17 protein-coding genes and 2 pseudogenes are annotated in these 22638 nt (G+C 72.4%); 13 read left to right on the top strand and 6 right to left on the bottom strand.

Annotated features, from left to right (window positions below; all coding sequences use genetic code 11):
* Window positions 1-32 precede the first annotated feature (32 nt).
* Window positions 33-290, bottom strand: coding sequence for a hypothetical protein (locus tag V2W30_RS37365; protein ID WP_338703038.1), 258 nt, complete (start codon window positions 288-290; stop codon window positions 33-35).
* Between the two features lie 338 nt (window positions 291-628).
* Window positions 629-1795, bottom strand: a complete 1167-nt coding sequence (gene xylA, locus V2W30_RS37360) for a xylose isomerase (protein WP_338703037.1) — start codon at window positions 1793-1795, stop codon at window positions 629-631.
* A gap of 192 nt (window positions 1796-1987) precedes the next feature.
* Between xylA and xylB the strand changes: the two are divergent.
* The 5 genes and pseudogenes from xylB (at window position 1988) to exaC (ending at window position 8705) form a co-directional block, all read left to right on the top strand.
* Window positions 1988-3441 (top strand): annotated as a pseudogene (gene xylB, locus V2W30_RS37355) (xylulokinase).
* A gap of 64 nt (window positions 3442-3505) precedes the next feature.
* Window positions 3506-4689 (top strand): annotated as a pseudogene (locus V2W30_RS37350) (ROK family transcriptional regulator).
* A 407-nt stretch (window positions 4690-5096) separates the two neighbouring features.
* Window positions 5097-5705, top strand: coding sequence for a peptidoglycan recognition family protein (locus tag V2W30_RS37345; RefSeq protein ID WP_338703036.1), 609 nt, complete (start codon window positions 5097-5099; stop codon window positions 5703-5705).
* A gap of 120 nt (window positions 5706-5825) precedes the next feature.
* Window positions 5826-7094, top strand: coding sequence for a GAF domain-containing protein (locus V2W30_RS37340; protein WP_338703035.1), 1269 nt, complete (start codon window positions 5826-5828; stop codon window positions 7092-7094).
* A gap of 87 nt (window positions 7095-7181) precedes the next feature.
* Window positions 7182-8705 carry an acetaldehyde dehydrogenase ExaC gene (gene exaC / locus V2W30_RS37335; RefSeq protein WP_338703034.1) on the top strand — a complete coding sequence of 508 codons (1524 nt, stop codon included), beginning with the start codon at window positions 7182-7184 and terminating at the stop codon, window positions 8703-8705.
* Window positions 8706-8777: 72 nt separating this feature from the next.
* Here exaC and V2W30_RS37330 read toward each other — a convergent pair whose 3' ends face one another.
* The gene (locus tag V2W30_RS37330; protein ID WP_338703033.1) at window positions 8778-9863 is read right to left on the bottom strand and encodes a hypothetical protein; all 1086 of its coding nucleotides are present in this window, start codon (window positions 9861-9863) and stop codon (window positions 8778-8780) included.
* Window positions 9864-9876: 13 nt separating this feature from the next.
* Window positions 9877-10896, bottom strand: coding sequence for a hypothetical protein (locus tag V2W30_RS37325; protein WP_338703032.1), 1020 nt, complete (start codon window positions 10894-10896; stop codon window positions 9877-9879).
* A 570-nt stretch (window positions 10897-11466) separates the two neighbouring features.
* Here V2W30_RS37325 and V2W30_RS37320 point away from each other — a divergent pair.
* On the top strand, window positions 11467-12684 hold the full coding sequence (locus V2W30_RS37320; protein ID WP_338703031.1) for a metallophosphoesterase: 1218 nt from the start codon (window positions 11467-11469) through the stop codon (window positions 12682-12684).
* On the opposite strand, the gene V2W30_RS37315 is transcribed toward V2W30_RS37320, so the two are convergent.
* Entirely contained in the window at window positions 12681-14147 is a 1467-nt protein-coding gene (locus V2W30_RS37315) for an amidase (RefSeq protein ID WP_338703030.1), read from the bottom strand. The two genes, V2W30_RS37320 and V2W30_RS37315, sit on opposite strands and share 4 nt — an antisense overlap.
* Before the next feature lie 196 nt (window positions 14148-14343).
* Window positions 14344-14919 (bottom strand): TetR/AcrR family transcriptional regulator, encoded by a 576-nt coding sequence (locus tag V2W30_RS37310; RefSeq protein WP_338703029.1) that lies wholly within the window; start codon window positions 14917-14919, stop codon window positions 14344-14346.
* 134 nt (window positions 14920-15053) lie between these two features.
* Between V2W30_RS37310 and V2W30_RS37305 the strand changes: the two genes are divergently transcribed.
* The 7 genes from V2W30_RS37305 to V2W30_RS37275 all read left to right on the top strand — a co-directional run bounded on the left by V2W30_RS37305 (window position 15054) and on the right by V2W30_RS37275 (window position 22625).
* Window positions 15054-16754 carry a CocE/NonD family hydrolase gene (locus V2W30_RS37305; protein ID WP_338703028.1) on the top strand — a complete coding sequence of 567 codons (1701 nt, stop codon included), beginning with the start codon at window positions 15054-15056 and terminating at the stop codon, window positions 16752-16754.
* A gap of 93 nt (window positions 16755-16847) precedes the next feature.
* Entirely contained in the window at window positions 16848-18503 is a 1656-nt protein-coding gene (locus V2W30_RS37300; protein WP_338703027.1) for an ABC transporter substrate-binding protein, read from the top strand.
* Complete coding sequence (locus V2W30_RS37295) at window positions 18500-19450, top strand: ABC transporter permease (protein ID WP_338703026.1); 951 nt, start codon at window positions 18500-18502, stop codon at window positions 19448-19450. The genes V2W30_RS37300 and V2W30_RS37295 overlap by 4 nt, the downstream gene beginning before the upstream one ends.
* Window positions 19447-20322 carry an ABC transporter permease gene (locus V2W30_RS37290; RefSeq protein WP_338703025.1) on the top strand — a complete coding sequence of 292 codons (876 nt, stop codon included), beginning with the start codon at window positions 19447-19449 and terminating at the stop codon, window positions 20320-20322. Before V2W30_RS37295 ends, V2W30_RS37290 begins: the two co-directional genes overlap by 4 nt.
* Window positions 20319-21320, top strand: a complete 1002-nt coding sequence (locus V2W30_RS37285; RefSeq protein ID WP_338703024.1) for an ABC transporter ATP-binding protein — start codon at window positions 20319-20321, stop codon at window positions 21318-21320. The genes V2W30_RS37290 and V2W30_RS37285 overlap by 4 nt, the downstream gene beginning before the upstream one ends.
* On the top strand, window positions 21313-22185 hold the full coding sequence (locus V2W30_RS37280; RefSeq protein WP_338703023.1) for an ABC transporter ATP-binding protein: 873 nt from the start codon (window positions 21313-21315) through the stop codon (window positions 22183-22185). The genes V2W30_RS37285 and V2W30_RS37280 overlap by 8 nt, the downstream gene beginning before the upstream one ends.
* Window positions 22164-22625 carry a DUF3237 domain-containing protein gene (locus V2W30_RS37275; RefSeq protein ID WP_338703022.1) on the top strand — a complete coding sequence of 154 codons (462 nt, stop codon included), beginning with the start codon at window positions 22164-22166 and terminating at the stop codon, window positions 22623-22625. Before V2W30_RS37280 ends, V2W30_RS37275 begins: the two co-directional genes overlap by 22 nt.
* Window positions 22626-22638: the final 13 nt, after the last annotated feature.

Here is a 22638-nt window from a genome sequence, read left to right as displayed (position 1 = left end):
GGCTCCGCGCCCATCGCCGGTCTCCCCGGGAATCAGGGGAGCAGGCTCTCCACGTCGCTCGGCAGCAGTCCGCTGGGGATCTCGCTGGGCAGGGAACTGGGCAGCGAGCTGGGCAGCTCGCTCGGGATCTTCGACGGGAGTTCGCTGGGGATCTCGCTCGGGATGCTCAGGGACGGGGAGGGCGTGCCCCGCCGGCTGCTCTTGCCGGGCGACGGCTTGTCGTCGTCGTCCGAGGAGCGGGTCATCACGAGGAGCACGGCGCCGACGATCACCACGAGGGCGACGAGCACCGCGATCAGCAGGTACGGGCGCTTGCCGGGGCCCCGCGGCCCGTCGGGCGGCGGCGCCCCGAAGGACCCGTCGGGCGGCGGGCCGTACCCGCCGCCCGGGGGCGGCAGGTCACTCGGCGGCGGAGGCGGCTGCGACGGGGGCGGGGAACGGCCATGCCCCCAGGGTCGCCGCCCCGGGGCCCCACGCGCGACCCCCGGACGGAAGTTGGCGCCGAACCGCCCACTCGGACGCCGAACCGCTCAGGGCGGAACGCCCCACCGGAACGCCGAACCACCCCACCGCCGCTCCGGAACGCCGCGCAGCCCTCCCGGAGCGCGGCGCCGACCCGGCGTGAGCGTCAGCCGCGGGCGCCCAGCAGGTGGTCCATCGCCAGCTGGTCGAGGCGCTCGAACGCCATCCCGCGCTCCGCGGCGGCGGTCACGTCGAACTCCTCGAACGCCCCCTTGTCCGCGAGGAGTTCGGCCAGCCCCTCGGCCGCCGTCGGCTGAGCGAGCTGGTCGAGCCGCGACGCGCGCAGCGCCTCCTGGACCTCGGGGTCGGCGCGGAACGCGGCCGCGCGGTCCTTGAGGATCAGGTAGTTGCGCATGCAGCCGGCGGCCGACTCCCACACGCCGTCGAAGTCCTCGGTCCGCGGCGGCTTGAAGTCGAAGACCTTCGGGCCGCTGTAGCCGGCCGACTCCAGCAGGTCCACGAGCCAGAACGCGGCGCGCGTGTCACCGACGCCGAAGCGCAGGTCCTGGTCGTACTTGATGCCGTTCTGGCCGTTCAGGTCGATGTGGTAGAGCTTGCCGGCCCACAGGGCCTGGGCGATGCCGTGCGGGAAGTTCAGGCCCGCCATCTGCTCGTGGCCCACCTCGGGGTTGACGCCGAACAGCTCGGGGCGCTCCAGGCGCTCGATGAACGCGAGCGCGTGGCCGACGGTGGGAAGGAGGATGTCGCCGCGCGGCTCGTTCGGCTTGGGCTCGATGGCGAAGCGCAGGTCGTAGCCCTGTTCGGTGATGTACTCGCCGAGCAGGTCGAAGGCCTCCTTCATGCGGTCGAGGGCGTCGCGCACGTCCTTCGCGCCGCCCGATTCGGCGCCCTCGCGGCCGCCCCAGGCGACGTAGGTCTGCGCGCCCAGCTCGACGGCGAGGTCGATGTTGCGGATGACCTTGCGGAGGGCGTAGCGACGGATGTCACGGTCGTTGGCGGTGAAGGCGCCGTCCTTGAAGACCGGGTGCGTGAACAGGTTCGTGGTGGCCGCGGGCACCTTCATGCCCGTGGCGTCGAGAGCCTGCCGGAAGCGCTTGATGTGGGACTCGCGCTCCGTGTCGGAGGAGCCGAACGGGATCAGGTCGTCGTCGTGGAACGAGACACCGTACGCACCGAGCTCGGACAGGCGCTGGACGGTCTCGACCGGGTCGAGCGCCGGGCGCGTCGCGTCACCGAACGGGTCGCGGCCCTGCCAGCCGACCGTCCACAGGCCGAAACTGAACTTGTCTTCGGGGGTGGGCTGAAAGTTCATATCGCGGCTCCCTCGCCGTCGCCGGGCACACAGGGGCATCGTGCGCCCGCCTATTTCGTCATGGCACTTTACAAATTAGTATGCGAGCACGCCGCTGGGAAGAGCCACCCCCGGACCTACGGACGCGCGGTCCGCCGCGCGCCCGTATTCGTACTCGTTCCACCCGTACTCACTCGTACTCAGGAGAGCCGCATGTCAGCTGCCGATGGTGCCGATGGGCCCCTCGTCGTCGGGATCGACAGTTCCACGCAGTCCACGAAGGCCCTGGTCGTCGACGTCGCGACGGGTTCCGTCGTGGCGAGCGGCCAGGCGCCGCACACGGTGACCTCCGGCGCGGGCCGCGAGAGCGATCCGGAGGAGTGGTACCGGGCGCTGCGCGCGGCGCTCGCCGCCTGCGGTGACGCGGCGCGGCGCGCCTCCGCGGTGTCGGTGGGCGGGCAGCAGCACGGCCTGGTCACCCTGGACGCGCAGGGGCGCCCGGTGCGTCCGGCGCTGCTGTGGAACGACGTGCGCTCCGCACCGCAGGCCCGCCGCCTGGTGGACGAGCTGGGCGGCGGGAAGGCGTGGGCGGAGCGGTTCGGCAGTGTGCCGGGCGCCTCGTTCACCGTGTCGAAGTGGGCCTGGCTCGCCGAGCACGAGCCGGATGCGGTGGCCGCGACGGCCGCGGTGCGGCTGCCGCACGACTATCTCATCGGGCGCATGACGGGTCTCGGCACTACGGACCGGGGCGACGCGTCCGGTACGGGGTGGTGGGCGTCGGCGACGGAGGCGTACGACGAGGACGTGCTCGGCCGGGTCGGCCTCGACCCCGCGCTGCTCCCCCGGGTCGTCGGGCCCGGCGAGGTCGCGGGCACGGTGCACGCCGGGGACGGTGAACTCCCCTTCGCCAAGGGCACGTTGGTGGCCGCCGGTACCGGCGACAACGCCGCCGCCGCACTCGGTCTCGGCCTGCGGCCCGGCACACCCGTACTGAGCCTCGGCACCTCGGGAACCGTGTACGCGGTATCGCGGCGCCGGCCCACGGACCCGAGCGGCACCGTCGCCGGGTTCGCGGACGCGCGCGGCGACTGGCTGCCGCTGGCCTGCACGCTGAACTGCACCCTCGCCGTCGACCGGATCGCGGCCCTGCTCGGCCTGGACCGGGAGGCCGTGGAGGCGGGCGGCGCGGCGACGATCCTGCCGTACCTCGACGGCGAGCGCACCCCCGACCTCCCCACGCCTCCGGGCTGCTGACCGGGCTGCGGCACGACACGACGGGCGGTCAGCTGCTCCAGGCCGCGTACGACGGTGCGGTGCACGCGCTGCTCGGCGCGCTCGACCGGGTCCTGGAGAACGACGCCGCCGACGCCGACCCGGCCGCTCCGCTGCTGCTCATCGGCGGCGGAGCGCGCGGCACCGCGTGGCAGCGGACGGTGCGGCGCCTGTCGGGCCGTCCCGTGCAGGTTCCCGAGGCCCGCGAACTCGTCGCCCTCGGCGCCGCCGCCCAGGCCGCGGCCCTGCTCACCGGCGAGGACCCGGCGGCCGTCGCCCGGCGCTGGGACACCGCCCGCGGCCCCGTGCTCGACCCGGTGGAGCGGGACGAGGCGACGCTGGAGCGGATCTCGGCGGTCCTCTCGGAGGCCGGGCCGCTGCTGGAGCGGGAGTGACGGCGGCCAGCGGCCGGGGCGCCCCGCGATCACCCCGCCCGGAACGCCCTGGGACCATGTCCGCATGACCGCACCAGTGCACCGGCCCCGGGAGGGCACGCCCGACACCCAGCACGGCATGCGCCGGCGCAACCTGTCCCGTGTGATGCACGCGGTCGCCGCCGGGGTCCGCTGTCGCGGGCCGCGGTGGCGCAGCACATCGGGCTGACCCGGGCGGCCGTCTCCACACTGGTCGACGAGCTGATCCGGGCCGGGCTCCTGGAGGAGCTGGGCCCGCAGCGGCCGGGCGGCGTCGGGCGTCCGGGTTCGGCGCTCGCGGTCAGCGGCAGCGGCCCTGCGGGGCTCGGCGCCGAGGTGGGCGTCGACCATCTCGCGGTGTGCGCCGTGGACCTGCGCGGCACCGTACGGGCACGGGCCGAGCGCCGGGTGAGCAATCGAGGGCGCGCGCCGGGGCCGGTACTGCGTGAACTCGCCGTGCTGGTACGGGAGGTGAGCGCGCGGGCCGAGGCGGAGAGGCTGCGCCCGGCGGGCCTCGCGGTCGCCGTCCCCGGACTCGTCGCGCGGGACACCCACACCGTCGTACGGGCTCCGAACCTGAACTGGCACGACACGGACGTCGCCGCGCTGCTGCCTCACGAGGTGCCGCTGGCCGTCGACAACGAGGCGAACTTCGGCGCGCTCGCCGAGCTGTGGCTCGCCGAGGACTGCCCCGCGGACTTCCTGCACGTGTCGGCCGAGATCGGCATCGGCGCCGCACTGGTCGTCGACGGTCAACTGCTGCGCGGAACACGGGGGTTCGCGGGCGAACTGGGGCATGTACCGGTGCGGCCCGAGGGCCCCGGATGCCCGTGCGGCGGGCGCGGCTGCCTGGAGCAGTACGCGGGCGAGGAGGCGGTGCTGCGTGCGGCGGGTGTCGAGCCGGGCCCCGACCGGGTGTCGCTGCTCGCCGAGCGGGCCGCCGCGGGCGACACCGCCACGCGGCGTGCGCTGCGCGGCGCGGGCGCCGCGCTCGGCATCGCCCTGACCGGCGCGGTGAATCTGCTCGACCCGCGCGCGGTGGTGCTCGGCGGTGCGCTGTCCCGCCTCGCGCCGTGGCTTCTGCCCGCCCTGGAGAGGGAGTTGACGCGCCGCACGGCGACACCGGCCGACGGCGTAGTCGTCTCGCGGCTCGCGTCCCAGGGCCCGCTGCTCGGCGCGGCGCACTCGGTGGTGCGCGGGGTGCTCGACGATCCGATGGGCGCGGTCTGAGGAACGCCGGGGTCCATGGGCGCGACCCGAGCCACTCCCGCCTCCCCGTGGGTGCGGCCTGAGCCACTCCCGCCGCCCCATGGGCACGACCCGAGCCATCCCGCGGCCCCGCGGGTGCCGCCTGAGCCACTCCCACCGCCCCGCGCGTGCGACCCGACGCCCCCCAGATCCCTCCGCCGGCGCGACCCGACGCCCCCCTGGTCCCGCCCCGCCCGGAGGGCCCCGGTGCCAGTGGTTCGGACCTCTGACGTGCGGTTGTGCACATTCTGCGAGATATCCACAGGCGCGCCCGCGCCCTCTTCCGCCTCAACCTGCGGGCCCCGTACCGTACTTCAGGCACGACCCCGGAACCGGTTCCCCCCACCGTCCGCACCTTACGAGCCAGCCAGCCGAAAGGCAGGATCGTCATGGACCGAGCAAGACACCTCCCTGGCCGCCCGAGCCGCCGCCGCCTCCTTCAAGCCGGGGCGGCGGTCGCGCTGCCGGGCGTGCTGCTGCCCGCGGGCCGCGCCGACGCGCAGGCCCTCGCGGTCGACTACCCGCCCGCCGAGTCCGTCCCCGCCAGCACCTCCAACTACACGGTGTCCAGCCGCCCGTCGTCGTATCCGATCGACTACGTGATCATCCATGTCACGCAGGAGACGTACGCCAACACGCTCGCGATCTTCCAGAACCCGGCGAAGAAGGTCTCCGCGCACTACGTGGTCCGTTCCGCCGACGGGCACGTCGCACAGATGGTGCGGGAGAAGAACATCGCCTGGCACGCGGGCAATTGGGACTACAACACGCGCAGCATCGGCATCGAGCACGAGGGGTGGATCGACCAGCCGCAGTACTTCACCAACGCGATGTACGAGCAGTCGGCGGCGCTGACCGCGTCGATCTGCGCGCGCTACGGCATCCCCATGGACCGCGAGCACATCCTCGGCCACGTCGAGGTTCCCGGCACCGATCACACCGACCCCGGCCCGTACTGGGACTGGACGCGCTATCTGCGCCTGGTGAACTTCGCCTGACCTCCACACGCGTGTGCGGCATGTGCCATCTCAGGCCCGTCCCGCCCGGCTCCTTGTCGACCCGCGCCCCTGGAGCGACGATGGCACCACCGCCGTCGGGCACTGCGCAGGGAGGCCGAATTGACCGATCCGTGGGTCGCCCTGGAACCGGGTGCCGATCCGTCCGAGCGGATGCGGGCCCTGCGCCGCGCCCACGAACGGTTCACCGCGGCGGGCACCGTCGCCCGCCCGGTGCGCCCCGTGGTCGCCGCGTCGTGGCGCCGCTCGGCGGGCGCTCACGTCAGCCCGGACGCGTCGGCCGCGGTGGAGTTGTCCGACGGCGACCTCGGGACGTACCGGGCCGAGCACCCGCTGACCCGGGTGATGCCGCTGTTCCGCGAGCTGATGGGCACGTTCGCGACCGACGGCGAGCACCTCCTCGCGGTCTGCGACGCGCAGGGCAGACTCCTGTACGTGGAGGGACACGCCGGGACGCGGCGGCGGGCGGGCCGGATGAACTTCGTGCCGGGGGCCCGCTGGTCGGAGTCGGCGATGGGGACGAACGCGCCGGGCACGGCCGTGGCCGTGGACCGTCCTGTGCAGGTGTTCGCGACCGAGCACTTCATCCGCGAGGTACAGCCCTGGACGTGCGCCGCGGCCCCGGTGCACGACCCGCGCTCGGGCCGGCTGCTCGGCGCGGTCGACATCACCGGCGGGAACGGGCTCGCGCATCCGCACAGCCTGGCGTTCGTACAGGCGGTGGCGCGCGCCGCCGAGTCCCAACTCGCCCTGCTCGCACCGCCGTCCACGACCGATCGGGGACTGCGTCTGAACGTCCTGGGCCGCGACGAGGCCCTCCTGCTCACCCCCTCCGGCCACAAGGTCCGCCTCAGCCGCCGCCACAGCGAACTCCTCGTCCTCCTCGCCCGCCACCCGGAGGGCCTGACCGGCGACGAACTCCTCTGCTTCCTGTACGAGGACGAGTCGGTGACGCCGGTGACGCTGCGGGCCGAACTGGCGCGCCTGCGAAGGGTGTTGGGTCCCGATGTCCTGACCTCGCGGCCCTACCGTCTCGCACAGCCCGTCGACTCGGACCTGGCCACGGTCGAGCGGCGCCTCGCCTCCGGGGCGGTGACGGCGGCGGCGTCCGCGTACACCGGTCCGCTGCTGCCCACGTCGCAGGCCCCGGCGGTCGCCCGGGTACGGCGCAGGCTCGCCGACGAGCTGCGCGCGGCGCTCATCGCGCGCGGCGACCCGGACCTGCTCTCGGACTGGGCGCACGCGCCGTGGGGCGAGGACGATCTGGCCGTGTGGCGGGCGCTGGCCGCGACCCGCCCGACGGCCGCGGTCCTGGCGCGCCTCGCGGCACTCGACGAGGAGCAGGGCGCCCCGTCCCCGTACGCGACGTAGTACGCAACGTGGCTGCAACGTCATGATTCCTAGCCTCGTCGCGAAAGCTGCCCAACGGCGGGCAGCCGGCACCGGAGGCCTCTCACCATGACCCGTTACGCAGCGCCCGGCACGCAGGGCTCCGTCGTCTCCTACCAGGCCCGCTACGACCACTTCATCGGCGGCGCGTACGTGCCGCCCGCCCGTGGCCAGTACTTCGAGAACCCGAGCCCGGTCAACGGGCAGCCGTTTACCGAGATCGCGCGGGGCACGGCGGAGGACGTGGAGCGCGCGCTGGACGCGGCGCACGCGGCGGCGCCCGCGTGGGGGCGTACCTCCCCCGGTACCCGGGGCGACATCCTCCTGAAGATCGCCGACCGGATGGAGCAGAACCTCGAACTGCTCGCCGTCGCCGAGAGCTGGGAGAACGGCAAGCCGGTCCGGGAGACCCTGGCCGCCGACCTTCCCCTGGCCATCGACCACTTCCGCTACTTCGCGGGCGCGGTCCGGGCGCAGGAGGGCAGCCTCTCCGAGATCGACGACGACACGGTCGCGTACCACTTCCACGAGCCGCTGGGCGTGGTCGCGCAGATCATCCCGTGGAACTTCCCGATCCTGATGGCCACATGGAAGCTGGCTCCGGCTCTCGCGGCGGGCAACGCGGTGGTCATCAAGCCGGCCGAGCAGACCCCGGCGTCGATCCACGTCCTGATGGACCTGATCGCGGACCTGATCCCGCCGGGCGTCGTCAACATCGTCAACGGCTTCGGCGTGGAGGCGGGCAAGCCCCTCGCCTCGTCGTCGCGCGTCGCGAAGGTCGCCTTCACGGGTGAGACGACGACAGGCCGGCTGATCATGCAGTACGCGTCCGAGAACATCAAGCCGGTCACTCTCGAACTCGGCGGCAAGAGCCCGAACATCTTCTTCGACGACGTCTGGGCGAAGGACGACGACTTCCGCGACAAGGCCCTCGAGGGATTCACGATGTTCGCCCTCAACCAGGGCGAGGTCTGCACCTGCCCCTCCCGCGCGCTCATCCAGCAGGGCCACTACAGCGAGTTCCTCGACGCGGCGATCGCCCGCACCGAGGCCATCAAGCCGGGACACCCCCTGGACACCGACACGATGATCGGCGCCCAGGCCTCCAACGACCAGCTCCAGAAGATCCTCTCGTACCTCGACATCGGCCAGCAGGAGGGCGCGAAGGTCCTCACGGGCGGACAACGCATCGAGTACGACGGCGAGTTGGCGGGTGGCTACTACGTCCAGCCCACCATCTTCGAGGGCTCCAACCGCATGCGCATCTTCCAGGAGGAGATCTTCGGCCCCGTCGTCTCGGTCGCCTCGTTCACCGACTACGACGACGCCATCAAGATCGCCAACGACACGCTGTACGGCCTCGGCGCGGGCGTGTGGACCCGCGACATCAACACGGCGTACCGCGCGGGCCGTGCGATCCAGGCGGGCCGCGTCTGGACGAACTGCTACCACGCGTACCCCGCACACGCCGCGTTCGGCGGCTACAAGCAGTCCGGCATCGGCCGCGAGAACCACAAGATGATGCTGGACCACTACCAGCAGACGAAGAACCTCCTGGTGTCGTACTCGGCCCAGAAGCTCGGCTTCTTCTAAGGGCACAGAAGAGGGCGCCTGACCTGGGTTTCTACCCGTCAGGCGCCCTCCGTAGGGCCCGTTCGGAGCAGGTCAGCGAACCTGGACGGATGCGACCAGGGTGTTCAGGTCCGGCCAGAGCTTCTTGTTCGTCTCCGGCAGTACCACCCACAGCACCGAGGGGCGGACCCGCCCGGTGTCGACCACGAGGACCGCGTTCAGGTCCATCGTGGACGGCACCCCGCGTTTGTGGAAGTGGATCTCGCTGACCAGCAGCCAGGCGTCATGTCCGTCGACCTTCAAAGGCTGCGAGGCGACGTCGACCAGGATCGCCTCGTCGCGCGGGTACTCGTAGCGCCGCCGCTCGTCCATCACCGCACCCGCCACGCCCCGCAGCTCCCCGGTGCCGCCGGCCGCGGCCATGATGTCCTCGTCGACCTGCGTGGACTTCACGAGTGCGCGCTGGCGCCCCTCCTGCTTGCGGGTGAAGCCGTCGAAGACCGGATCCTGCGTCTTGCTCCGGTCCCACGTGCCGCCCAGCTCCGCGTACTCCAGGGAGGAGTCCGTGACGGTGCCGATGACCGGCGAGCCCTTGCCCGGGTAGTGCGGCACCTTGACGGTCCCGGTGAGCCGCCGCTCCTCGGGCAGCGGGGAGACGCCGGGGGTGAGAGTGGGCACGGGGATCCCCCGCCGCGGGGCGTCCGCGGTGCTGCCCGCGCAGGTGGCGGCCGAGGAGTCAGGTGTGTTCCGCGCCTGCTGGACCACCTTGCCGCCGACCAGCACGGTGCACGTGAGAGTGCCCCCTTCCTGGTCCTCGCGGCTTCTGACGTCCAGATAGAAGTCGGCGCCCCTCGCCAGCTCCACGGTCTTGCGGTACGGCAGGATGACGACCGTGTGGGGCTCCTGGTTGCCGTTCGCCTCCCCGACGGTGAGGTTGACCGAGGGATGGTCGCCGGTCGCGATGTAGGTGACCTCGACCTTCCGGGATTTTTTGTCCGGGGACGCCCCGTCGTCGCTCGGGCCGCCGACGGCCAGGGCCAGGCCCACCATGCCGAGCGTGACCACCTCGAAGAGGATCACCAGGGCGCCGATCAGGTAGAACCCGCTCGGGATGCGGTCGAAGACCTTCTTGCCGCGGCCGGAGTGGAACTCGCGTCTCGGCTGGGATGTCTGCGTCATGTCGTCCTCCCCCTCACGCCCGGCCGCTGTCGCCGGACCGGCGGTCGGCCGGCTCGTCGGCGAACCGCGTGGCCAGCAGCCCCGCCTCCCGCGCCTCGTCCAGGATCCGGTGCAGATCCTGGAGCCGGGACCGGTCGGCGAGCCCTTCGATCTCGGCGACGGCCAGCTCGTCCCGCACCGTGTTCACCACCAGCTCGTGCAGGTCCTCACCGAGTTGCTCCAGCTCTCGTACGGCCTCCCACTCGCGGTACGCCGCGTCCGCCGCGCGGGTGTTCTCTGCGTACCGCTCCAGCGCCTCCACCCGCTCCTCCAGCGCGCTCGACGACAGCCGCAGCGCCTGCCGCTGAGTCCGCAGCACCTCCTCCACCCGCGAGCCGGAGGCGTCCCCGGCAGCGGTGCGCACCTTCCGCGCCAGCCGGGTCAGCTCGGCCAGGCGCTGGGCGATCTCGTACTGCTGGGCCGGCAGCGTCACGTCGTTGGCGATGTCGTCCAGCAGCCCGTCGCGGTCGACCTGTGACTGGAGCACCGCCGTCACGGCGGTCTGGGCGCGCTCCATTCGCCGCAGCGGCGAGTGGTCCAGCAGCTCGCGCAGGGAGTCGTCGCCGAAGTCCTCGGCCAGGTAGTAGCGGCCGTGGCGCAGCCGGGCCAGCCGCTGCCGCTCGTCGGTCCCGCAGCCGAGGACGAGGATCAGCAGCCAGGCCAGCAGGTGGACGCCCACGACGGTCAGGATGAACGCCTCGATCCCGAACCGGACCCCGACCCAGACCAACCCCGCCTGCGCCGCGAGCCCGACGGCCAGACCGGGCCACACGCCGATCAGCGCCCACAGGATCGTCACCGGCAGTAGCGCGCACACCGCGGAGACCCCCAGGGCCGCCCGGATGTCCGCCTTCGTACGGCCGCCCAGCCCCGGCTCCTCGGGCAGCGGCAGCGTGGCGGGGAAGAGCCCGTCGGCGGACTCCTCCAGCAGCGCGCGCTCCGCGTCCTCGAGGGCCGGATCCACCACCGGCCGCAGCGCAATGTCCTGCGCCATTCAGCAACACCCCCCACAGGTTGGGGAGATCGTGACACACGCCGGAGGGGCTGCCCACGCCACCCCTGTTCCCGGCCGCCGACCGGGACGGCGCGACCCCGAAGACGAACTGGCCTCCCTCCTTGGCCTGTTGCCGCTGAGGCCGACAGGGTGCGACGCGCAGCAAGAGGCGCGAGAGGCGGCCCTGTCCGGTAGCCGACGCCGCTCACGGTCCTGCGCCGGGTGACCCCTCTACGGGCGCCGGCCATGGCCACTTCACGCGTTTCTGCGTAGTCCCTCACCTCGGGGATGGCGATCGGGAGCGCTGTCGTGAATCCGCGTCGATCGTTTCGGACACGATGCGTCCTTGGATGCATGGCCGGAATCAGGGAGACGTTGAGTGGCGCTCCGGCTCCGGGTCAGGTGCCTTTTCCTGTGGAACCCCGTCGCCGCTCGGCCAGGTGTTCAGGACGGGGAGCCCCACGCCCCCTGAACGCGCCGCTGAACGGACCGCTGAACGCCCCACCCCGAGCGCACCACCCCGACCCGGCTACAGTGCGCGGAAGAGCAGTTGGGTCGAGGAGGGGAAGCGTGACGGAGACCAGTAGGACACGCCCCGACGACAGTGACGCGCGCGCGGCGGCGCGGCCGAGTCGGTTGCATCGGCTGATGCGCTTCATCCCTCTCATCGCCCCCGTCCTGTTGTGGGCCGTGCCCTGCGGGGTGCTGTTGTACGCCGGGCAGCACTGGCCCGTGCCCGTCCGGCTGGTCGGTACCGTTCTGTTCGGGGTCGGCCTCGTCGGCATGCCGTTCGCGATGGTGCGCGGCCACGGCCGACGCCAGCGGGACCGGGCCGCGATCGTCGGGGACATCCTGCTGGGCGCCAGTTGGGTGCTGTTCACCTGGTCCGTGCTGCTCGGGGTTCTGCTGCGGCTCGCCCTGGCCGTGGCCGGTGTCGGCGAGAGCCAGGACCGGGCCCGCATCGTCACATGGGCCGTGCTCGGCGTCACCGTCGTGCTCCTCGGCTGGGGGTACGCCGAGGCCCGCCGGGTGCCGCGGGTGCGTCGGCTCGATGTCGAACTCCCGCGCCTGGGAGCCGGGTTGGACGGGACGCGGGTCGCGCTCATCACCGACACCCATTACGGCCCGCTCGACCGCGCCCGCTGGTCCGCACGGGTCTGCGAGACGGTGAACACGCTGGAGGCCGACCTCGTCTGCCACACCGGCGACATCGCGGACGGCACGGCCGAACGCCGCCGCGCGCAGGCCGCCCCGCTGGGTACGGTGCGGGCCACGCGGGCCCGCGTCTACGTCACCGGCAACCACGAGTACTACAGCGAGGCCCAGGGCTGGGTCGATCTGATGGACGAGTTGGGCTGGGAGCCGCTGCGCAATCGGCATCTGCTGCTCGAACGCGGCGGTGACACCCTGGTGGTCGCCGGTGTGGACGACGTCACCGCCGAGTCCTCCGGTCTCGCCGGGCACCGCGCCCACCTCGACGGAGCGTTGCGGGGCGCCGACCCCGATCTGCCGGTCCTGCTCCTGGCCCATCAGCCCAAGTTCGTCGACCGGGCGGCGGCCGGCGGCGTCGACCTCCAGCTCTCCGGGCACACGCACGGCGGCCAGATCTGGCCCTTCCACCATCTCGTGCGCATCGACCAGCCCGCCGTCGCCGGCCTGAGCCGGCACGGCGCCCGTACCCTCCTCTACACCAGTCGCGGCACCGGCTTCTGGGGCCCGCCGTTCCGCGTCTTCGCCCCCAGCGAGATCACCCTGCTCGTGCTGCGCTCCCCGCAGCGGCCCGCCTAGCCGAGCGGGAGCGGCGGCCGGAGCGCGGGCGTGCCGTCCTCGATGGCCTGCGCCGCGTCGAGGACGCGGTCCTCCGCGAAGCGTCCGCCGATGAGTTGGACGCTGACCGGCACTCCGTCCACCAGCGCGGACGGCACGGTGACGGCCGGGAAGCCCAGGACGGGGACGGCCGCCATCGGCCACTGGGCGGCGATGAGTTGGGCGGCCCGCTCGGGGCTCGCGATGTCGGCGTCCTGCTCGAACGGCAACTCCGCGGAGACCGGGGTGAGCAGGATCCTGTCGGTGCCCAGGAGTTGCTGGAGCTGGGTGACCAGGGTGGCGCGACGGGCCCAGCCCTGGATGTACGTCTCCAGCGCGGGGCGCTCTCCCCACTCGGCGGCCGCCGCGGCGAAGGAGTACGCGAGGGAGGTGCGGATGTCCGCGTCCCCGACCTTCTCCACCAGGGGGAGCATGGGGCGGAAGTCCTCGTAGATCAGGAGCGACCAGATCCGCGCGGCCTCCGCGAGCAGGGGCAGGCCGTCGAGCTCCTCGACCTCGTGACCGGCGTCGGTCAGCCGGGCGACGGCCTCGTCCAGGGCCCGTTCGACGGCCGGGTGGTTCCGCACGGTGCCGATCCCGCGGACCACGCTGACGGCGGCCTTCACTCCGGCCGGGAGGCGGGCGGGCGCGACGGGAATGCCGTACGGATCCCGCAGGTCCGGCGTCGTCATGACCTCCAGCGCGAGCCTGGCGTCGGCGACGGTCCTGGCCAACGGCCCCTCCACCGCGCACGCCTGGACCGTGGGCAGGACGTCGATCCGTACTCGGCCGGCCGGGGTGTCGGCGTACGCGGGCGGCGTCCATCCGGAGATCCGGCCGACCGTGGGCCGGATGCCGACGACACCGCAGCACGCGGCGGGGTAGCGGATCGAGCCCCCGATGTCGTTGCCCTGCGCGATCGGCGTCATGCCCGCGGCGAGGCTGCTGGACGCGCCGCCGCTGGAGCCGCCCGGAGTGCGCCCGGGATCCCAGGGGTTGAGGGTGCGGCCGTGCACCTCGTTGGTGGAGAACCAGCGGTAGGAGAAGGCGGGCGCGTTGCTCCGTCCGAGCAGGACGGCGCCGGCGTCGCGCAGGGCCGCGACGCACGCCGCGTCGTCCTCGGCCGGAGGTCCCGCGAGGGCGGCCACTCCGTGGCTGGTGACGCGGCCCCGCTGATCGGTGTTGATCTTGGTGGAGACCGGTACGCCGTGCAGCGCGCCGAGTTCGGCCCCTGCGGCCACCGCCTGGTCGGCCCGGCGGGCGTCGGCCAGCGCTTCCTCGGGGCGCAGGTCGACCAGTGCCCCGAGCCGGGGGTTGGTCTCCTCGATGCGGTCCAGGCAGGACCGCACGACGTCGACGGAAGAGACTTCGCGTGCGCGGATCGCCGCCGCCAGGTCGGTAGCGGTGCGCTGCCACAGCTGGGCAGTTGGATGCTGGGTTTCCATGATCGCCTCTCACCTCTGACAAGGGGGTGCCCGCGCCTCACCCAAAGGACCGGCCGCGCGCAAGGGGCGTCGGAGGACCACTCCGACCAGAAATACAACAGCGTCATACAACGGCGTTGCATCGAGTGCTCAGACTCATCCGCCCCCCGCGGGTTGTCAAGGCCCTGACGGGCCCGTCAGGCGCCTCCGGCCCTGGTCACTTACCCGATCGGAGAAGTTCCACGGCCGCCAGGACGGTGCGCGTACCCCGCTCGGCCGACCAGCCGTCGGGGTCTTCGAGGGTGGACAGCCAGTAGCCACGGAAGAGCAGATGCAGCAGGTCGGCGGCGAGTTCGGGGGCGGGAGTCCCGGCCTCGGTCACCACCTCGACCAGTTCGGCGTGCTGGGCGCGGGCCACCGTCCGGACCTGCCGCATCTCGCTGCCCGAGCCGGATCCCGCGCCGACGATCTCCATCAGGAGCCGGCGCATCACCTCGTCGTCGTCCGCGGTCGTGCACATCCAGCGCGCCAGCGCCGGCAGCCGCTCCGGCGCGGGCACCCCGTCGAGCATCCGCTCCACCTCGCGGCCCCACTCCCGTTCCGCGCGGCGCAGCGCGTTGACCATGAGGTCGGCCCGGCTGCGGACGTAGTTGGTGACCATCGCCGTCGATCCGCCGAGCTTCTCGGCGACGGCCCGGATCGTCACGGCGCGCACGCCCCGCTCGCGGGCCACATCGATGGTGGCGGCGGCGATCTCGTCGAGCCGCTGCGCTGCGTCTACTTCGATCGGCATGTCATCGACCTCACGGGGGTGTTGGGGGTACGGGCGGGTGCTGACGGGTGTTGACGGGGTGAAGAACAGCTGCAATGTTGTCATACAACAGCGTTGCACAACGCTGTTGTATTTCATTTGGCTGGAGATGCCCCATGCCTTTCCCCTTCGAGCGGATCAGTGCGGCACCGGTCCCCGAGGACGCCCGTCAGTACATGACCCGTATGCGCGACGGCGTACGGCTCGCCACCGACGTCTACCTGCCCGCGCGGCAGACCGACACGGCCGACGACCACGCCGGGACGTTCCCGACGGTCCTGGTCCGGCTGCCCTACGACAAGAACAGCCGGTACGTGTATCTCGACCGGGTGGCCCGCCTGTTCACCGCCCGCGGTTACGCCGTGGTGGTGCAGGACGTCCGTGGCAAGTTCCGCTCCGGCGGCACCACGGTGCCCTTCCTGCGCGAACCGCAGGACGGCTACGACACCATCGACTGGATCGTGCACCAGACGTGGTCGAACGGCCGCGTCGGCATGTTCGGCGACTCCTACTACGGGTTCACCCAGTGGGCCGCCGTCGCGGCGCAGCACCCGGCGCTGCGCGCCATCGTGCCGCGCGTGACCGCCGCGGACTTCAACGCGATCTGGCAACCCGAGGGACAGCGCGCACCGGTCTGGCTGGAGGGCATCGAGTACTTCGCCCACCACTGGGTGGACAACGCGTCCTACACGTACACGATCGACCGCTCCCGACGGCCCGTCATCGACCAGTACGAGGAGGCCTTCCGGGCGATCGGCGCCCGCTCGTTCTGGTTCGATCTGCTGGCGCCCCGGCAGGCGGGCCTCTCCACCCAGCCGGGTCTGCATCCGTTCGACGCCCGGCCGGTGCCGGTGCTGCACTGCGTCGGCTGGTTCGACAACATCGTCGGCGCGCACATGCGGGACTACATGGAACTGGCCTCCAGGCCCGGCTGGGACGCGGTCCAGTACCTGTGGGCCGGAGCGGTCGACCACGAGAACTACCGCCTGGCGCAGGCCCCGGTCTCCGCCGCGAACGACCACAACACCAACGAGGCCGCGCTGGCCCGCATGCTGCCGGACTACGCGAACCCGGCGATCGAGTTCTTCGACGTCTTCCTCAAGGAGGTGCGGCCCCTCTCCTCGCTGTCCAAGGTGAGATGGGAGCTCGGGCACTCCGGCTGGCGGACCTCGTCCGTGTGGCCCCCGGCCGACAGCGCCGTACGCACCTTCTGGCTCGGTGAGCCCGCCGACGCGCTCGGCCCGCTGCCGGCGGGCTCCCTCAGTGACCGACCCGGCGACGAGGACGGGGCCGTGCGGTGGACGCACGATCCCGACGCCCCGGTCCCCTCGCTGGTCGACGACTCGTTCGCCTATCTGCACGACCACCCCGATCTGGCGCCCGTGGCCGCGCGGGAGGACGTGCTCGCCTTCTCGGGGCCCGTGCTGTCGGAGCCCCTCGACCTGGCCGGTCCGGTCGCGGTCGGGCTGCACGTCACCAGTACCGCCGAGGTGTTCGACGTCTTCGCCAAGGTCGTCGACCTCGGCCCCGACGGCCGGGCCCACCTCGTCGCCCGCGGCCAGACCACCGTGCACGCGGGCGAGACCGCGGACGAGATCCGGGTCGAACTCGGCCACACCGGCTACCGGTTGCGCCCCGGCCACCGGATCGCGCTGCTCCTCGCGAGCAGCGACCATCCGCTCTTCCTGCCGGCGCCGGGCACCGGCGAGAACCCGTGGACCGCGCTCACCGCGAAGCCGAGCACCCAGACCCTGCGCACCGGCGGAGTGCGCGCCTCGCACCTCGCCGTCACGGTCGTGCCGCAGGCCGCTCCCTGAGCCGACCGCCCGCCCGACGGATCACCCGCACCACCGCACCACCCCGCCCCAAGGAATCCACCACCTCGACCCACCTCCCCGAGGAGCTCCCTCATGCAGGCTCCCAGAACCATTCCCTCGCTCGCCGGCGCGCTGTGCGTCCTGCTGACGGCGACCGCCTGTACCTCGGGCTCCGGCGCCCAACCGGCGCCGCACGCCCCGAAGCTCACCCTCACCACGCCCGCCGCCGGCCGGCCCCTCGACAGCGTCACCTGGAACCTCCCCATGGGCGAGCCCAGGACGCTGGACTCGGCGAAGATCGCCGACTACTCGCCGAGCACCGTGAAGGCCAACCTCTGCGACTCCCTGCTCCGGTTGCGGCCTGACTACACGACGGCTCCCGGACTGGCCGCGTCCTGGAAGCGGCCCGACGACACCACGCTCGTCCTCGATCTGCGCAAGGACGTCAGGTTCTGGGACGGGCGCCCCATGACCGCGGACGATGTCGTCGCCAGCCTCCTGCGGCAGCAGGACCCGGCGACGCAAGGCGTCAACACCGCGCTCCTGGCCACCGTGAAGACGATCACCGCGACCGGGACCCACCAGGTGACGGTCCGGTTCAAGGTCCCGGACGAGATGTTCCTCAAGTCGCTGGCGACGAGCTTCGGCACGGTCAACGAAGCCGCGTACATGAAGCGCGCGGGCCGCTCCTACGGAACCGCCAAGGGGGGCCTGATGTGCACGGGCCCCTTCGAGCTGGACGCGTGGAAGCCGGGCGAGTCGATCACCGCGACCCGTAACGCGGACTACTGGGACGCGTCCCTGAAGCCCAAGGTCAGGAAGCTCACCTTCAAGTTCATCACCGACGGCTCGACCCTCACCAGCGCGCTGCTGTCCGGGCAGGTCGACGGCAGCTACGAGATCAGCTCCTCCGGGGCCCGTGCCCTGTCCGCCTCCTCCGTGGGCACGCTGCACCACGGCCCCTCTGCGCAGACCGTCTTCATCGCCGCCATCGGGCCCGGCTCACCACTCGCCGATCACCGTGTGGCCCAGGCACTGTCCCTCGTCCTCGACCGCAAGGCCCTCGTCACGAACGTGTACGCCGGTGCGGCACGACAGCTCAAGACGTTCAACCCACCGCTGGTGTGGGAGCACGGCGACGCCGCCGACACCTACGCGAAGGGCTACGACGCCCTCCCCGATGTGCCCGAGGTCGACGTCGAGCGGGCCAAGAAGCTGGTCACACAGGCGGATCCGGCCCGGCGCACCCTGAATGTCGCCGTCGCCGCGGGCGACCAGCAGTCGCAGCAGACGCTCACCTTCCTCCAGGCGGGAGCCGAGAAGATCAGCCTCAAGCTGGTCATCAAGCAGCTCCAGCCCACGCAGATGTCGGGCCTGTTCTTCGACCCGTCGCTGCGCGAGGGCCTGGACGCGACGATGGTCCTCGGCTACGTCGAGATCCCCGACCCGCTCTCGTACGCGCAGCTCATGACGTCACCCACGTCACCGTTCAACTGGACCGACTACCGCAACACGAAGGTGACTTCGCTCCTCGGGAGGGCCCAGGCCACCTTGCGGGCCACCGACTCGGCAGCCCTGTTCAACCAGGCGCAGGCGCTGTACACCAAGGATCTTCCGGTGGTGCCGCTCGCGTCCCCGTACGAGCGGCTGTTCCTCAACAAGCGCCTGAGCGGCGCGCCCGCCTCCTTCGCGTACCTCAACATGCCCTGGGCCGCCTACCTCGGCGGTACCGGGAAGGGCACCTCGTGATCGCCCGCTTCGTCGCCCGGCGCGCGGCCGCCCTGGCGGTGACCCTGCTCGTCGCGAGCGTCGCCGTCTACGGCGCGCTGTTCCTCTCCCCCGGCGACCCGGCCACCCTGCTGGTCGGCGGTGGCAAGGAGCCGAGTCCCGGGCTGCTCAAGGAGATCCACCGGCAGTACCACCTGGACGACCCGTTCCTGGAGAGCTACTGGCGCTGGCTGAGCGGCATCGTGCGCGGGGACGCCGGAGAGTCCCTCAGCTATCAGGACTCCGTCACCCATCTGCTGGCCGACCGGGCCGGGAACACGCTGTTCCTCATCGGGTACGCGGCCCTGCTCATCGTCGTCCTCGGTGTCACCGCGGGCACGGTGGCCGCGCTGCGCGGCCGTCTGGCCGACACCACCGTGACGGTGGTCGCCACCACGCTCATGGCCGTCCCCGTGTTCGTCATGGCCACGCTCCTGATCTGGCTCTTCGCCGTACGGCTGGCGTGGCTCCCGGCGTACGGCAGCGGGTCCGGGTTCACCGGGCGGCTCGAACACCTCACGCTGCCGGCCGTCGCGCTCGCCGCCTCCTGGCTCGCGTACGTGGCCCAGGTGACGCGGTCGGCGGTCCGGGCCGAACTCGTCTCCGAGCACGTGCAGACGGCCCGGAGCCGGGGCATCGGGGAACGTCTCGTCATCCGCAAGCACATCCTGCGCAACGCCTCCGCGCCGATCGCCTCGGTCGCCGGAGTGGCCGTCGCGGGGCTGATCGCCGGGAGCGCCATCGTGGAACAGGCCTTCGGTCTCAACGGTGTCGGCGCCCTGCTGGTCCAGAGCGCCGCCCAGCAGGACCTGGCCGTGGTGCAGGCGGTGGCGCTGCTCACGGTGGTGGCGTTCGCCGTGATCAACACCGTGGTGGACGTCGTCACCGCCGCGCTGGACCACCGCGTCCCGTGGGGAGGCGGCCGGTGAGCACCTACCGACTGGCGTCCCTGTCCGGCGGGCGGCTCTCCGCGGGCCGGGTCCGCGCTCTCGCCCGGGGCCGGGGCGTGCTGATCGCCTCCGGGTCCGTCGTCGCCCTCGTGATCCTGGCGGCCGTGTGCGCGCCGCTCCTCGCTCCGTACGATCCGAACGCCGTGGATCCCCTCGCCGTGTCCCAGGGCGGTTCGGCGGCGCACTGGCTCGGCACCGACGACACCGGTCGCGACCTGCTGTCCCGGCTGCTGTACGGGGCGCGGCCGAGCCTCCTGGCGCCCGCCCTCATCACGCTCATCGCGGGCGTCGTCGGCACCGGTCTCGCGGTGTCCGCCGCGTGGCTCGGCGGCTGGTACGACCGGCTCGTGTCCGGCTTCCTCGACCTGGTCTTCGGCTTTCCGGGGCTGGTCCTCGCCGTGGTCGGCGCGGCGGTCTTCGGCGCGGGCCTGGACATCGCCGTGGCCACCCTGTCGCTCGCGTATCTCCCGTATGTCGCCCGCGTCGTGCGCAGTTCCGCGCTGCGCGAGCGGTCCCTCCCCTACGTCTCCGCCCTCGGCATGCTCGGCATGTCGGGACCGCGGATCTGTCTGCGCCATCTGCTGCCCAATCTGCTGCCGCTGGTACTGGTGCAGGCGACCACCTCCTTCGGCTACACGATGCTCGACGTGGCGGCCTTCTCGTTCATCGGCCTCGGCAGCCAACCACCCACCGCCGAATGGGGGTTGACGGTGGCCTCCGGCGCGCCGGGCATCCTCGCCGGACAGCCCGGACAGGCTCTGTACGCGGGTCTGGTCATCGTCGTCTTCGTCATCGCCTGCAATCTGCTCGGCGGCGCACTGTCCCGCCGACTGTTGGGAGAGGACCGATGAACAAGCCGCTGCTGGAGTTCGACGGGCTGCGCGTCACCCTGCCGGTCGACGGTGAACAGCGCGCCGTCATCCACCGCGTGGACCTGTCCGTGCCGACGGGGGGCGCCGTGGGGCTGGTCGGTGAGTCCGGCTCGGGGAAGTCGCTCACCGCGCGGTCGGTGCTGCGCCTGCTGCCGCCCGGCGCCCGGGTCGGGGGCGAGGTCCGCTTCGACGGGGCGTCGGTCACCGCGATGGGCCCGACGGCGCTGCGCGCACTGCGCAGCCGGGAGATCGCGATGATCTTCCAGGACCCCCGGGCGCACATCAATCCCCTGCGTACCGTCGGTGACTTCCTCACCGAGGGGCTGGTCGCCACCCGCGCGGAGCGGCGCGGGAGTGCCGAGGCCAAGGCCGTGGACCTGCTGCGCGAGGTGGGGATCGCGGACGCGTCGCGCCGCCTTCGCCAGCGTCCGGCCGAGCTGTCCGGCGGGCTCCTGCAACGCGTGATGATCGCGGCGGCGCTGCTCGGTGAGCCGCGGCTGCTGCTGGCCGACGAACCGACGACGGCCCTGGACGTCACCACGCAGTCCGAGGTGATGGCGATCATCGACGAGGCGCGCGTGCGGCGGGGCCTGGCCCTGCTGTTCATCACCCACGACCTGGCCCTGGCCACGGCCGTCTGCGACAGCATCGCCGTCATGTACGCGGGCTCGGTGGTCGAACAGGTCCCGGCGGCGCGTCTGCACGACGGCTCCGCACACCCCTACACGCGCGCCCTGCTCGCGTCACGGCCCGATCCCGGGGCGGGCGCGCAGCCGTTGCGGACCATCGGCGGCAGGCCGCTGTCGGGGTTCGAGGTCGGAGCGGGATGCGCCTTCGCGCCCCGCTGCCCGGCCGCGCAGGACGTCTGCGCGAGCGAGCGCCCGCAGTCGCGGCCGGTCGCCTCCGGTTCGGCCGCCTGCCATTTCCCCTCCGTCGCCACGCCACCCGGCAAGGACAGGAGCGCACGCCATGACTGACGACGCCGCACCGCCCGCCCTGGAGGCGGTCGGTCTGCGCAAGACCTTCGGCGACCTCGTCGCGGTCGACGACATCACCGTGACGCTGGCTCGCGGGGCCTCGCTGGCCGTGGTCGGCGAGTCGGGTTCGGGCAAGACCACCACGGCGCGCATGATCGCCGGCCTCGAACCGCTCACCGCGGGCACGCTCCGCCTGGACGGCAGGGTGCCGCCCGGACGCGGGGCCAAGTCGGCCGAGCGCAGACGGTTCGCCCGGTGCGTCCAGATGGTCTTCCAGGACCCGTACGCGTCGCTGGACCGGCATCAGCGGGTGGCGGACAGCATCGGTGAAGTCCTGTCGCTGCACACCGAGTTGAGGGGCGAGGCGCTGCGGCGCCGTACGGCGGAACTGCTCGACCAGGTGGGGCTCGGCGCGCGGCAGGCGCGGTCGCTGCCGCGTTCCCTGTCCGGAGGTCAGCGGCAGCGGGTGGCCATCGCACGTGCCGTGGCGGTCGAGCCGCGGCTGTTGATTCTCGACGAGGCGGTCGCCGCGCTGGACGTGTCCGTGCAGGCGCAGATCATCGCGCTGCTGCGGGAGATCCGCGAACGCTCGGACATCGCCTACCTGTTCATCACCCACGATCTGGGCATCGTCCAGCACCTGTGCGACGACATCGTCGTCATGCACCGGGGCCGCGTCGTCGAGAGCGGCCGCACGCTGTCCGTGCTGGACGCGCCGCGCGATCCGTACACCCGCGCGCTGCTGGACTCGGTGCCCCGCCGGGGCTGGAAGCCCAGCCGCCGTCTCGGTTCCGATACACCGTCCACCACACCGACACCCCTTCTCGACAACGGAGTCACATCATGTCCTTCTCCCCGGCCCTGACCTTTGCGTTCGAGATCCGCGCGCACCTCGAACCGTCCCTGCACATCGGCCATGGCGACGGGGAGGTCACCGAGTTCACGCCGATCGTCGGCGGCACCGTCGACGGTCCGCTGCTGCGCGGCACGGTGCTCGCGGGCGGCGGCGACTGGAGCAGCACGCGCGGCGAGGTCTGCGAGCTCGATGCCCGGTATCTCCTCCGGGCCGAGGACGGAGCCGTGATAGACGTGGTCAACCGCGGCTACTACCGTCCCGCGCCGGACGTGCCGGACCAGTTCGACGGCGACCTCCAGGTCACGCACGCGGGCCACTACTACCGCACGCACCCCGTCTTCCGCACCGACGCTCGCGCCCATCGCTGGCTCGCCGAGACGGTCTTCGTGGGCCTGGCGCGGCCCGAGGGCGACGACGTGGTGGCCATCCGCATGTACGCGCTGCGGTAGCCCAAAGCGGTCG

The organism is Streptomyces sp. Q6 (assembly GCF_036967205.1).
Classification (GTDB): domain Bacteria; phylum Actinomycetota; class Actinomycetes; order Streptomycetales; family Streptomycetaceae; genus Streptomyces; species Streptomyces citrinus.
Note: the sequence above shows the minus strand (reverse complement) of the source record. Positions and strands in the feature narration are given on the sequence as shown.